The organism is Mesorhizobium robiniae, assembly GCF_040545535.1.
Classification (GTDB): domain Bacteria; phylum Pseudomonadota; class Alphaproteobacteria; order Rhizobiales; family Rhizobiaceae; genus Mesorhizobium; species Mesorhizobium robiniae.
In genome coordinates this window covers 622661-634765 of sequence record NZ_JBEPMC010000002.1, presented here as the reverse complement: position 1 = coordinate 634765, position 12105 = coordinate 622661, and the positions used below count along the sequence as shown (strand labels likewise).

Annotated in this window: 11 protein-coding genes; 6 read left to right on the top strand and 5 right to left on the bottom strand. The window is 63.3% G+C overall.

The annotated features are described in order from the left end of the window. Nucleotide 1 precedes the first annotated feature (1 nt). On the top strand, nt 2-1006 hold the full coding sequence (locus tag ABID19_RS07400) for an inorganic phosphate transporter (protein WP_354489237.1): 1005 nt from the start codon (nt 2-4) through the stop codon (nt 1004-1006). A 42-nt stretch (nt 1007-1048) separates the two neighbouring features. Here ABID19_RS07400 and ABID19_RS07395 read toward each other — a convergent pair whose 3' ends face one another. Then, entirely contained in the window at nt 1049-1426 is a 378-nt protein-coding gene (locus ABID19_RS07395; protein ID WP_354489235.1) for a VOC family protein, read from the bottom strand. Between the two features lie 237 nt (nt 1427-1663). On the opposite strand from ABID19_RS07395, the gene ABID19_RS07390 reads away from it, so the two are divergent. Further along, on the top strand, nt 1664-2857 hold the full coding sequence (locus tag ABID19_RS07390) for an Mrp/NBP35 family ATP-binding protein (protein WP_354489233.1): 1194 nt from the start codon (nt 1664-1666) through the stop codon (nt 2855-2857). 158 nt (nt 2858-3015) lie between these two features. Here the strand turns inward: ABID19_RS07390 and ABID19_RS07385 are convergent, their stop codons facing one another. Next, nucleotides 3016-3465, bottom strand: a complete 450-nt coding sequence (locus ABID19_RS07385; RefSeq protein WP_354489231.1) for an SRPBCC family protein — start codon at nt 3463-3465, stop codon at nt 3016-3018. 158 nt (nt 3466-3623) lie between these two features. Here ABID19_RS07385 and ABID19_RS07380 point away from each other — a divergent pair, with 158 nt between their 5' ends. Continuing rightward, nucleotides 3624-5429 (top strand): IlvD/Edd family dehydratase, encoded by a 1806-nt coding sequence (locus ABID19_RS07380; protein WP_354489229.1) that lies wholly within the window; start codon nt 3624-3626, stop codon nt 5427-5429. 65 nt (nt 5430-5494) lie between these two features. On the opposite strand, the gene ABID19_RS07375 is transcribed toward ABID19_RS07380, so the two are convergent. Next, nucleotides 5495-5914: a GFA family protein gene (locus ABID19_RS07375; RefSeq protein WP_354489227.1), complete on the bottom strand. Its 420-nt coding sequence runs from the start codon at nt 5912-5914 to the stop codon at nt 5495-5497. 191 nt (nt 5915-6105) lie between these two features. Between ABID19_RS07375 and ABID19_RS07370 the strand changes: the two genes are divergently transcribed. The 3 genes from ABID19_RS07370 to ABID19_RS07360 all read left to right on the top strand — a co-directional run bounded on the left by ABID19_RS07370 (nt 6106) and on the right by ABID19_RS07360 (nt 8756). Then, nucleotides 6106-6918 carry a sulfurtransferase/chromate resistance protein gene (locus ABID19_RS07370; protein WP_354489225.1) on the top strand — a complete coding sequence of 271 codons (813 nt, stop codon included), beginning with the start codon at nt 6106-6108 and terminating at the stop codon, nt 6916-6918. 107 nt (nt 6919-7025) lie between these two features. Next, nucleotides 7026-8342 (top strand): chromate efflux transporter, encoded by a 1317-nt coding sequence (gene chrA, locus ABID19_RS07365; protein WP_354489223.1) that lies wholly within the window; start codon nt 7026-7028, stop codon nt 8340-8342. A 15-nt stretch (nt 8343-8357) separates the two neighbouring features. After that, nucleotides 8358-8756 carry a hypothetical protein gene (locus tag ABID19_RS07360; RefSeq protein WP_354489221.1) on the top strand — a complete coding sequence of 133 codons (399 nt, stop codon included), beginning with the start codon at nt 8358-8360 and terminating at the stop codon, nt 8754-8756. Between the two features lie 22 nt (nt 8757-8778). Here the strand turns inward: ABID19_RS07360 and ABID19_RS07355 are convergent, their stop codons facing one another. Next, nucleotides 8779-10368, bottom strand: a complete 1590-nt coding sequence (locus ABID19_RS07355; RefSeq protein WP_354489219.1) for a trimethylamine methyltransferase family protein — start codon at nt 10366-10368, stop codon at nt 8779-8781. A gap of 185 nt (nt 10369-10553) precedes the next feature. Beyond that, nucleotides 10554-12047, bottom strand: a complete 1494-nt coding sequence (gene pdxR / locus ABID19_RS07350; RefSeq protein ID WP_354489217.1) for a MocR-like pyridoxine biosynthesis transcription factor PdxR — start codon at nt 12045-12047, stop codon at nt 10554-10556. Nucleotides 12048-12105 lie beyond the last annotated feature (58 nt).

Below are 12105 nucleotides of genomic sequence, written 5' to 3'. Positions count from 1 at the left end.
GATGGAAGCCGCCATCGCCTTTCCCGTGTTGATCGGGCTCATTGCCGTTGCGCTGTTCTTCGATTTTCTCAACGGCCTGCACGATGCCGCCAACTCCATTGCCACCATCGTCTCCACGCGTGTGCTGAGGCCGCACTATGCGGTTCTATGGGCGGCCTTCTTCAATTTCATCGCCTTCCTGTTCTTCGGTCTTCATGTTGCCGAGACCCTGGGAACGGGGATTATCGACGCCAGCATCGTCACCCCTGGGGTGATCTTCGCCGCCCTTGTCGGTGCCATCGTCTGGAATATCGTCACCTGGCTCGTTGGCATTCCCTCCAGCAGCTCGCATGCGCTGATCGGCGGACTGGTCGGCGCCGGCGTTGCAAAGGCGGGCGGTGGCGCCATCGTCTGGGCCGGGCTTGGCAAGACCATTGCGGCCATCGTCCTGTCGCCGGCGACCGGATTCCTGCTGGCGCTTGTCTTGATCCTTACGGTTTCCTGGGCGTTCGTGCGCCAGACCCCGTTCGCAGTGGATAGCACGTTCCGCGTCATGCAGTTCGTTTCCGCCTCGCTCTATTCGCTCGGCCATGGCGGCAACGACGCGCAGAAAACCATGGGCATCATCGCCGTGCTGCTCTATTCGCAAGGCATGCTCGGAGAGAATTTCTACGTGCCGCTATGGGTCGTCATCACTTGCCAGGCGGCGCTGGCGCTGGGCACGCTGTTCGGCGGCTGGCGCATCGTCCACACGATGGGCTCGAAGATCACCCGGCTGAACCCGATGCAAGGCTTCTGTGCCGAGACCGGCGGCGCGATCACCCTGTTCGCCGCCACCTGGCTCGGCATTCCGGTATCGACGACGCATACGATCACCGGCGCTATCATCGGTGTCGGCGCCGCCCGCCGCGTCTCGGCCGTGCGCTGGGGCATCGCCGGCAACATCGTCATCGCCTGGATTGTCACCCTGCCGGCCACGGCCGCGATCTCGGCCCTCACCTACCTCGCCGTCAGCCTGGCGACATGACGTGAACGATGCTCGCGCCCGCATTGTGCGGCGGCGCGAAATCTACCTGTCCACAAGGTTCAGGATGTTGCCGTCTGGATCCTTGAACCAGGCGACCTTCATGCCGTGACCGACGTGGATGTCACCTTCGATCGTTGTGTGAGGCATGTCGTAATGTTCGAAAACGACACCCTTCGACCTTAGTCCGCCGACAATCTTTTCGATTTCGTCGCCGACCATCCAGGTCACCGCCGTTGCCTTGTTGGTTCCGGCGAATTTCGAGTGGTAGACATTGATGCTGGTGTCGCCGCATTTGTAGACGATCAGTTCGCCACCCTCGTTGTGGACCTCCCTCAAGCCCAGAACGTCCTCATAGAAGGACTTGGCCTTGGCCAGGTCCTTTACCGCGAGATTGGCTGTTGCGTTGCTGTTTGCGAGCATGATGGTCTCCTTTCCTTACCGGTGATCACGTCCGAGAGCTGTGCAGCAAAATAGGGCCGCTTCGTTTTCTGGCGACCGCAGCCTGCCGATCGGCGTGTCTCCTTGAAGAACGTTTGGCATCCGCAAAACCCTACAAGCCACCGCAGTTTATGGGCGTATGCCGCAGCGCGTGTCGTTCCGCCGCTTGGTTCTGTTCGGGAACTGCCTTATCTGAAGCGAAAAGCAGAGGAAAAGCTGATGCCCGCCGTCCAGGAAAACGTCACCAAGGAAACCGTCACCGAGCGCCTGAAGACGGTCAACGGACCGGACTTTACCGGCAACATCGTCGACCTCGGCATGGTTTCCGAGATTTTCATTGCCGATGCCAAGGTCTTCTTCTCGATCACCGTGCCGGCTGCCCGGGCTCAGGAGATGGAGCCGTTGCGCGCCGCCGCCGAGCGGGTCGTCAAGGCTATCCCCGGTGTCGCCGGCGCCGTGGTTGCGCTAACGGCGGAAAAGAAGGGTGGCGGCATGGAAGCTCCGGTTCCACAAAGACCAGCCCCGAGGCCCGCGCCGCCGCCAGCACCCGCTGCCGCGCCACGCCCGGCTCCGCATGCTCCAGCCTCGCACAGCCAGGGCAAGCGCGGTGTGCCCGGCATCGAGGCGATCATCGCGGTCGCTTCCGGCAAGGGCGGCGTCGGCAAGTCGACCACCGCCGTCAACATTGCGCTTGGCCTTGCCGCCAACGGCCTGAGGGTCGGTGTGCTCGACGCCGACATCTACGGCCCGTCCATGCCGCGGCTGCTCAACATCCATGGCCGGCCGCAGACCGTCGACGGCAAGGTCCTGAAGCCGATGGAGAATTACGGTCTGAAGGTCATGTCGATGGGCTTCCTCGTCGACGAGGAGACGCCGATGATCTGGCGCGGGCCGATGGTGATGTCGGCATTGACGCAGATGCTGCGCGAGGTCGAGTGGGGTCCGCTCGACGTGCTCGTCGTCGACATGCCGCCCGGCACCGGCGACGCGCAGCTGACCATGGCCCAGCAGGTGCCGCTGGCCGGCGCCGTCATCGTCTCGACACCGCAGGATCTGGCCCTGATCGATGCGCGAAAGGGCCTCAACATGTTCAAGAAGGTCGACGTGCCGCTGTTGGGCATCGTCGAGAATATGAGCTACTTCCTCGCCCCCGACACCGGCAAGCGCTACGATATCTTCGGCCACGGCGGCGCGCGGCGCGAGGCCGAGCGTCTCGGCGTCACCTTCCTCGGCGAAGTGCCGCTCGAAATGGGCATCCGCGAAAGCTCGGATGCCGGCACGCCAGTGGTGGTCTCGAAACCCGATGGCGCCGAGGCGAAGATCTACCGCGACATCGCCTCGAAGGTCTGGGGCAGGGTCAACGAAGAACGCGGCGCGGCCGAAGCCGCCGTGCCGAGCATCGTGTTTGAATGAACCCTCCCCCTTGAGAGGGGAGGGTGGCCCGAAGGCTGGGTAGGGTCGGTGGCGACGCACTCTACCCTTCTTGGTCAAATCCAATTATAGGTTGAGGCAGTTGAGGCGACCCCACCCGCCGCGCTTCGCGCGGCACCCTCCCCTCGAGGGGGAGGGGCTCAGCCGCCGACCTTCTCGCCAAAACTCGAAAAAAACTGCCCCGCCAGTTTCTTCGACGTCGATTCGATCAGCCGGCTGCCGAGCTGGGCGATCTTGCCGCCGACATCGGCCTTGGCCGCATATTTCAGGATCGTCGTCTCCGGCCCGTCTGATGTCAGCGTTACGTCGGCGCCGCCCTTGGCGAATCCGGCGATGCCCCCCTTGCCCTCGCCCTGGATGGTGTAGGAATGCGGCGGGTTGAGGTTTTTCAACGTCACCTCGCCGTTGAACGTTGCCTTGATCGGCCCGATCTTGAGCACCACGGTCGCCGCCATCTCGGTGTCCGACGTCTTTTCAAGGCTTTGGCAGCCCGGAATGGTCTGCCTCAGAACGTCCGGGTCGTTCAGCGCTTCCCACACCTTTTGCAGGGGTGCGGCGATGCGTTCCTCGCCTTCGATCACCAAAGCCATCAAAATCTCCCGGATAACAGATCGACAAACTCCGATCCCGTCTAGCGTGGGGCCAGATGTATGTCTATCGCACCAAAGTCCGGATTCGGATGGCGCATGCCTCTTGCCTGCTCTCGCGCGTTGTCATATCGATTTGTCATACAAATACGGAGACCATGATGGCCGGCGCCCCAAAACAGAAAAAGAAATTTCGCTCGCAGGAGTGGTTCGACAATCCCGACAATCCGGGGATGACGGCGCTTTACCTCGAACGCTACCTGAACTACGGGCTGACGCGCGCCGAACTGATGTCGGGCAAGCCGCTGATCGGCATCGCCCAGACCGGCTCGGATCTGTCGCCCTGCAATCGCCATCATATCGAGCTGGCCAAGCGCGTACGCGAAGGCATCGTCTCGATGGGCGGCATTCCTTTCGAGTTCCCGTGCCATCCGATCCAGGAGACGGGCAAGCGCCCGACCGCAGCACTCGACCGCAACCTTGCCTATCTCGGCTTGGTCGAGGTGCTTTACGGTTATCCGCTCGACGGCGTCGTGCTCACCATCGGCTGCGACAAGACCACGCCGGCCCTGCTGATGGCTGCGGCCACCGTCAACATCCCGGCCATCGCGCTGTCGGTCGGCCCGATGCTCAATGGCTGGCACAAGGGCAAGCGCACCGGCTCCGGCACGATCGTCTGGGAATCGCGCCAGCGCCTGTCGGCCGGCGAGATCGACTATGACGAGTTCATGGACATCGTCGCCTCCTCGGCGCCGTCCACCGGCTATTGCAACACCATGGGCACCGCCACCACCATGAATTCGTTGGCCGAGGCGCTTGGCATGCAGTTGCCGGGTTCAGCCGCGATTCCGGCGCCCTATCGCGAGCGCGGCCAAATCGCCTATGAGACCGGAAAACGCATCGTCGACATGGTGCATGAGGACCTGAAGCCGTCCGACATCATGACCCGGCAGGCCTTCGAGAATGCCATCGTCGTCAATTCGGCGATCGGCGGCTCGACCAATGCACCGATCCATCTCAATGCGATTGCCCGCCATCTCGGCGTGCCGCTCGACAATGACGACTGGCAGAAGGTCGGCCTCAACATACCGCTCATCGTCAACCTGCAGCCGTCGGGCGAATATCTCGGCGAAGATTATCACCATGCCGGCGGCGTGCCGGCCGTCGTCGCCGAACTGATGAAGGCAGGGCTATTGCCCCATCCCAATGCCATGACCGTCAACGGCAAGACGATCGGCGATAATTGCAGTGGGGCCGCCAACGGGAATCTCGACGTCATCCGCACCGTCGCCGAGCCGCTGAAGGTTAATGCCGGTTTCATCAATCTCAAAGGCAATCTGTTCGATTCGGCGATCATGAAGACCAGCGGCATCTCGCCCGAATTCCGCGAACGCTATCTGTCGAACCCCAGGGATCCCGAGGCTTTCGAAGGCAACGCCATGGTCTTCGACGGGCCCGAAGACTATCACGCCCGCATCGACGATCCGGCGCAAGGCATCGACGAGCATACGATCCTGTTCATGCGCGGCGCCGGCCCGATCGGCTATCCCGGCGGTGCCGAAGTCGTCAACATGCAGCCGCCGGCCCATCTCATCAAGAAAGGCATCCATGCGCTGGCCTGCATCGGCGACGGCCGCCAGTCGGGAACGTCGGGCTCGCCGTCGATCCTCAACGCCTCGCCCGAAGCCGCCATAGGCGGCGGGCTGGCGCTGTTGAAGTCCGGAGACCGCGTCCGCATCGATTTGCGCAAGGGCACCGCCGACATCCTCGTCACCGACGAAGAGATCACGCGTCGTCGCGCCGAACTGCAGAACAATGGCGGCTATCACTACCCCAAGCACCAGACGCCATGGCAGGAGATCCAGCGCGGCATGGTCGACCAGTTTTCCGAAGGAATGGTGCTGAAGCCGGCGGTGAAATACCAGGACGTGGCACATACCCGCGGCGTGCCGCGGGACAATCACTGAACGCCTCCTCTTTCCTTCTCCCAAAAGGGCGCCTTGTGGGAGAGGGAGAGCCGCCCAAGCAGCGCCTATAGATAGCTGGTGACCTCGGGCGCTTCCATCTGCCTGTCGCGCTTGCCATCCTCGTAGACGATTGGTGCTGCGGCGAGTTCCTCTTCGGTGGCGTCGTCGAGACAGGCGACGTTCACCGCCCAGAAATTCCCGCCCATGAAGTCGAGATAGCCGCGGGAGAGAAAATTGGCGCCGCAGTTCGGGCACATATAGTGGTTGATGTCGCCTTCCGGCCAGTTGGACGGCATCGCCTTGTACTCCCGCATCCGGTCGCGGCCATCCGTTACCCGCACGGCCTCATAGGCTGCGAAGGATTTTCGGTAGCCGAGCTTCCAGCAGAAGCTGCAATTGCATTTGCGGATGCCTTCGGCGAGGTCGATATCGGCTTCGAAACGCACCGCGCCGCAATGGCAACTGCCATGAAAGGTCTTGTTCATGGTTTCCTCCCAGAAATGTTCTGGCCCTGTCAAACCGGCCATCGGAGCCGGAGCATACTTTGCTCAAGGCATGACGCTTGACAAGCGGGCACGACAAATCCACGATCATGCCAAGGGGTGCATCGCGACGACCCCGTGAGGCGTCAGCCCAACGTTCGCGTCCAAGCTTCTCTTTCAAGGAGGTGGACGCCATGCCGTCAACAACCGCTATCACCGTATCACAACTGTCCCGTCTGGTTGGTCTGCCCGGCGCGCCAACCATCATCGATGTTCGCATCGAAGATGATTACAATGCCGATCCGCGCCTGCTGCCGGCCTCAACCCGGCGTGATTTCAAAACCGTCTCGACCTGGGCATTCGAATTCGCCGGCAGCCGAGTGGCGGTCGTCTGCCAAAGGGGACAAAAGCTCTCGCAAGGCGTGGCTGCATGGCTGCGTCATGAGGGAGTTGGTGCCGAATCCCTCGAAGGCGGGTTCGAGGCCTGGCGCGATGCCAAGGGGCTTCTGATTGACGCCGACAAGATACCGCCCCGTGATGAAAAAGGCCGCACCGTGTGGGTGACGCGGGCCCGCCCGAAGGTCGATCGCATCGCCTGCCCCTGGTTGATCCGGCGCTTCATCGATCCGAGCGCGGTCTTCCTCTTTGTCGAGGCGGCCGAAGTGCCGGCCGTTGCGGACCGTTTTCAGGCCGTGCCTTTCGACATCGACAATGTGTTCTGGTCGCACCGCGGCGATCGCTGCACCTTCGACACGATGATCGAAGAGTTCGAGCTTGAATCCGAAGCGCTCGACCGCCTGGCCATGATCGTGCGCGCAGCCGATACTGCAAGCCTCGACCTAATTCCCCAGGCGGCCGGATTTCTGGCCGCCTCGCTTGGCCTGTCACGGATGTTTCGCGATGATCTGGAACAGATGGAGGCAGGCATGCTGCTCTACGACGCGTTTTACCGATGGTGCCGCGACGCCACCGAGGAGACGCACAATTGGCCAGGCAAGCCATCATGAGCGTCCCGGCTTCTGACAAAACGGGGGCCTCTGACAAAACGGGGGCTTCGGAGAAAACGGGCGAGATCGTCGAATCGCCGGCAGCGCCAACCTTCCGCGAAGGCGTAATGCTCTGGGCGAAAATCGGCCTGCTCAGCTTCGGCGGGCCGGCCGGGCAGATCGCGCTCATGCATAGGGAGCTGGTCGAGGAGCGGCGTTGGATCGGCGAGCAACGTTTCCTGCATGCGTTGAACTACTGCATGCTGCTGCCCGGCCCTGAAGCCCAGCAACTCGCGATCTATATCGGCTGGCTGCTGCACCGGACGATCGGCGGCCTGGTCGCCGGCATCCTCTTCGTCGCGCCAGGCGCGCTTGTGATGCTCGCCTTGAGCATCCTCTATGCGCTGTATGGCGACGCTCCTCTCGTCGAGGCGCTGTTTTTCGGGGTGAAAGCGGCCGTGCTTGCCATCGTGATCGAAGCGATGATCCGGATCGGACGACGTGCCCTCAAAAATCGGGTCATGGTGTCGATCGCGCTTGCCGCCTTCGTCGCCATCTATGCACTGAACGTGCCGTTTCCGCTCATCATCCTGCTAGCCGGACTGACAGGCTGGATCGGCAACCGTATTGCGCCGGTCCTTTTTTCCGGGTCAGCGCACGGCAAAGACGAAGTTCCAGACATCAAGGGCGCGGTCGACCTGATGTTCGAGCGCGGCGAACTAGCCCACACCAGGCCGACGCGGTGGCATGCGCCGCGCACCATTGCGATCTGGCTACCGATCTGGCTCGGGCCTGTGCTTCTGATCTGGGCTTTCACCGGATCCGCCAGCGTGTGGACTGAGATCGGTGGCTTCTTCAGCGTTATGGCGGTCGTCACCTTCGGCGGCGCCTACGCGGTCCTTGCCTATGTCGCGCAGGCTGCGGTCGAGTCCTTCGGCTGGCTCGCACCCGGTGAAATGGTCGACGGCCTTGGGCTTGCCGAAACCACGCCGGGCCCGCTCATTCTGGTCCTGCAGTTCGTCGGCTTTCTTGCCGCATTCCGCCAATCCGGATCGCTGAGCCCGCTGCTTGCCGGATCGCTAGGGGCGATGCTCACCCTGTGGGCGACGTTCACGCCTTGCTTCTTCTGGATATTCCTCGGTGCGCCCTACATCGAAGCCCTGCGCGGCAATAAGGCGCTGTCGGCGGCGCTGACCGCGATCACCGCCGCCGTCGTCGGCGTCATCATGAATCTCGCTCTGTGGTTCGGCTTGCACGTCATTTTCGGCGAGGTGCGCAACATTGGGCTTGGCATGGACGTGCCGGTGTTTGCATCGATCGACTGGGGTGCGGCGCTGCTGTCCGTCGCGGCGATGGTCGCCATTCTGAAGCTGAAGATCGGCATGCTGCCGACGCTTGCGGGGTCGGCCCTTGCCGGTGTTTTGTTGCTGGCAGTCAGCGGATAGGCGCGCGGAATCATCATGGCGAGACGACGCTCTTCCCTAGGTTTCCTCGGCATGTTCGGCCGTTCAGGCGACCTCAGGCAACTCGACGCCGCGTTGCGCGGCGTCGACCTTCATCCCGCCCTTGTGCCGGAAGGAGCAAAGCTCACCATCGTCAACCTGATGAAGGATCACTGGCCCGACGAGCCGCCGCCGCAAGCCTACCCGTCGGCGGCGCAGCTATTTGGCTACTGTATTGCCGGACCGGAAGCGTTCGAGCGATCCAACGGCCTTCAACATCGGCTGGATGCGGAGCGCCGGCTCGAGGCAGCCCTTGAGGCTGACGACAGCTTCGATGCGCAAATCATTCTGATGGCGCTGCATGCCAAGCTGATCAGTGGCGAAGTCGTCGAGCGCTACGGTTTGAGCGTCGACTGACAGTTCTTGACGGGAAACGTCTTCAGCCACCCATGCCGCTGCGCGGCAGATGGATCAGATTGCCGAAGCGGGCGCGCAGCTTGTCGTCGACCGGCTTCGGCACATGGCGCGGGAAGCGCTCGGCGAGGATGCGTTTCTTTTCGATGATCGCCCGCTGCAAGATGTCGGGCCTGCCTTTCTCGTTCCACTCCTTCGGCGAAAAGCGATCGCCGACCGCCGGGTAGAAATATTCGGTCTGCATCAGGCGCAGCGTCTGCTCGTTGCCGAGATAGTGACCTGGCCCCTTCAGGCAGACGTCGGCGATGGTGTCTATCGACAGCGACTCGTCGGTCACCTCGATGCCGCGCACGCAGCGCAGGCAATGACCGAGCATGTCGTTGTCGATGATCAGGCTTTCCAGGCAGAAGCCGAGCAGCGAGGCATGCATGCCGGCCGATTCGTAGACGAGGTTGAGGCCGGCAAGGCCGGCCATCACATCGGTGATGCCCTTTTCGTAACCGGACTGAATGTCGGGCAATTTCGAATCCGTCATGCCGGCCGCCGAACCGCCCGGCAGGTCGTAGAATTGCGCCATCTGGGCGCAGGCAGCCGTCAGCACCGCTTGCTCGGCCGAGCCGCCGGACATGGCGCCGGTCCTGAGATCCGAGACGAACGGCCAGGTGCCGAAGATCGCCGGATGCCCCGGTTTGATGGTGTTGACATAGACGAGACCGGCGAGCACCTCGGCCACCGCTTGCACCACCGCCCCGGCAATCGCCGCCGGCGCCGTAGCGCCTGCCTGGCCGGCGGACAGCAGCAGGATCGGAATGCCGCCTTCGACGCAGGCCTCGAGCACGCCGCAGGCGTCCTCGGCAAACTTCATCGGCGGTACGACAAAACAGTTCGAATTGGAGACGAAAGGCCGCGCGCGAAAATTCTCTTCGCCGCCGGCAATCGCATAGAGCATGTCGAGCGCCGGCTTGACGTTCTCGCGCACGGTGAAGGACGTGCCGACATGCTTCGACGTGCCCATCACGCAGGCGTAGAGCGTGTTGAAATCCATGTCGAGCGGATCGGGAATGTCGCGCGGCACCATCGGCCGCTGGAAGAAGTGGATGTTGTCGAGCCCCTCGACGATGCGGGCGGCGTCATAGATGTCCTGCAGCAGCGACTCGCGATATTCGCGCTTCTCGACGTCGACCAGGTGCACGGCGGCACCCGCTGTGCCGTAATGCACGCGCTTGCCTTGGATCAGCATGTCGTGCTTGGGATCCTGGCCATGCAGGGTGAAGTGGCGCGCGGCCTTCTTGATGGTGTCGAGGACAAGCGCGCGGGGAAAGCGAATTCGCCCGTCCTCGCCGAGAGTGGCGCCGGCCTTGGTCAACGCCTCGATGCAGGATGGGATGGCGTTGGCGAAGCCGACCGTTTCGAGCAGCGTCAGCACCGCTTCGTGGATGCGCTCGCGGTCGTTCTCGCTGAGCGGCCCGTAGCTTCCGCCTTCGAGGCCGGCGCGCACCGGCTTGATATCGTCGGCAAGGGGTGCTGCCCGCATGGCGCGGCGCGCTTCGCGCCCGCCGGAACGCCGCGAACGTTGGTCCGAGGGCATATCCGGCTTCTCAACAGCCACTGACATGGAGGCACTCCACCTTTAGCTGCGAAGCCGGCGGCGGCGGTTGGTCCACCATCGGCCTGCTTCGTCCCCTTATGCCTCGAACTATGCCGTCGGCATTGGCACAGCCTATGAGCCAGACGGTCCCGTCGCATATGCCAGAGCGCTAAAGAACGGCGGCTGGTCCCGGTCCCAGCTCGGACGAGGCTTCAAGCCGCGGCCGGCCTGCGCCCGGCCGCCGTTGCCAGTTCGCGGATGCCGGGCTCGATGTGCTGCAGCGCGATCGAGGAGATGCCCAACCGCATGAAGCGCGACGGCTTTTCAGTGCGGTCGAAGAAGCGGTCGCCAGGCTCGATGATGACGCTGCGCGAGGCGGCGGCCTCCGCCAGCCCGCGCGAATCGGTGCCGCGCGGTCCTTCGAGCCAGAGCGATGCGCCGCCGGCCGAATCGGTAGAGCGCCACTCCGGCAGGAAGGCGGTAATCGCATGGATCAGACGCTTGCGCCGTTCGTCAAAAGCGCTCGACAGCCGCCGCACCAGCGCCTCGTGGTGGCCAAGCGACAGGAACAGCGCGACCGCGCGCTGGTTGTTGGCCGGCGGATGGCGCAGCATGAACCGGCGCAGCGCGCGAAGCTCGGAGATCAACCCGGCCGAGGCAACGATGTAGCCGAGCCGCAGACCCGGAGCCAGCGTCTTCGACATCGAGCCGACATAGATGACGCGGCCGGAACGATCGAGGCTCTTCAGCGCCTGCTGCGGCGCTTCGTCCAAAAGCTGGCTGTCATAGCCGTCCTCGATGATGATCTGATTGTGGCGATTGGCCCGCGCCAAAAGGTCCTGCCGGCGCTCCGCAGACAGCGGCACCATGGTCGGGCAATGGTGGCTGGGCGTCACGAAGACGAAGCCGGAATCGCTGGGAATGGAAGCGGTTACGATGCCGGAATGGTCGACCGGGACCGGTGTGACGTCGGCGCCCGCCAGCCGGAAGATCGAGCGTGCGTCGGGATAGCCGGGGTCTTCCATGGCCACCTTGGAGCCCTTGGTCATCAGCAGCGTCGCCAGCATATAGAGCGCGTTCTGCGCGCCGAGCGTGACGATGATCTCGTCGGGATTGGCGAAGATGCCGCGCCGCGGCAACAGCCGCGCCTGAATCTGCTCGATCAAGAGCGGATCGTCGCGGTCGACCATGTCGGACGCCCAGTTGCGGATCTCGAGCACGGCGAGCGCCATGCGGTTGCACTCGCGCCACTCGGCGGTTGGGAACAGTGCCGGATCGAACTGGCCATAGACGAAGGGGTAGGACGACTTGATCCAGTTGTCGTGCTTGGCCGGCGGCGGCATGTCGCTGGCCGCGATCTGCCGGCGCGCCTTCCAGTCGATCTCATTGGCCTGGTCGGGCGCCTTCTGATGCGGCCTCGCCGGGGTCGCCAGCACGTCGGGATTGACGAAGTGGCCGCGCCGTTCGCGCGCCACCAGGAAGCCCTGGTCGACGAGCTGCTGGAAGGCCAGCACCACGGTGCCGCGCGCCACGCCGAGTTTCTCGGCCAGGATGCGGCAGGACGGAAGCGGCATCGAGGCGGCGATCTGTCGGTCGAGGATGGCGGCGACGATGGCCTGACGGATCTGCGCCTGCAGTGTCTGGCCGGAGTCCGCCGAAATCCGGAACAAGCCGGACCATATGGCCGTGTCGTTTCGCTGTGGCATGGAAAATCTTCCTCGATGGCCAGCCTTTTTCACTTGGCTGGACCAGTCGAATGTATCG

Coding starts and splice junctions, on each gene's coding strand:
- ABID19_RS07390 (WP_354489233.1), top strand. CDS start 1,664: ATGCCCGCCGTCCAGGAAAACGTCACCAAGGAAACCGTCACCGAGCGC.
- pdxR (WP_354489217.1), bottom strand. CDS start 12,047: ATGCCACAGCGAAACGACACGGCCATATGGTCCGGCTTGTTCCGGATT.
- ABID19_RS07375 (WP_354489227.1), bottom strand. CDS start 5,914: ATGAACAAGACCTTTCATGGCAGTTGCCATTGCGGCGCGGTGCGTTTC.
- ABID19_RS07370 (WP_354489225.1), top strand. CDS start 6,106: ATGCCGTCAACAACCGCTATCACCGTATCACAACTGTCCCGTCTGGTT.
- ABID19_RS07400 (WP_354489237.1), top strand. CDS start 2: ATGGAAGCCGCCATCGCCTTTCCCGTGTTGATCGGGCTCATTGCCGTT.
- chrA (WP_354489223.1), top strand. CDS start 7,026: ATGCTCTGGGCGAAAATCGGCCTGCTCAGCTTCGGCGGGCCGGCCGGG.
- ABID19_RS07360 (WP_354489221.1), top strand. CDS start 8,358: ATGGCGAGACGACGCTCTTCCCTAGGTTTCCTCGGCATGTTCGGCCGT.
- ABID19_RS07355 (WP_354489219.1), bottom strand. CDS start 10,368: ATGTCAGTGGCTGTTGAGAAGCCGGATATGCCCTCGGACCAACGTTCG.
- ABID19_RS07395 (WP_354489235.1), bottom strand. CDS start 1,426: ATGCTCGCAAACAGCAACGCAACAGCCAATCTCGCGGTAAAGGACCTG.
- ABID19_RS07380 (WP_354489229.1), top strand. CDS start 3,624: ATGGCCGGCGCCCCAAAACAGAAAAAGAAATTTCGCTCGCAGGAGTGG.
- ABID19_RS07385 (WP_354489231.1), bottom strand. CDS start 3,465: ATGGCTTTGGTGATCGAAGGCGAGGAACGCATCGCCGCACCCCTGCAA.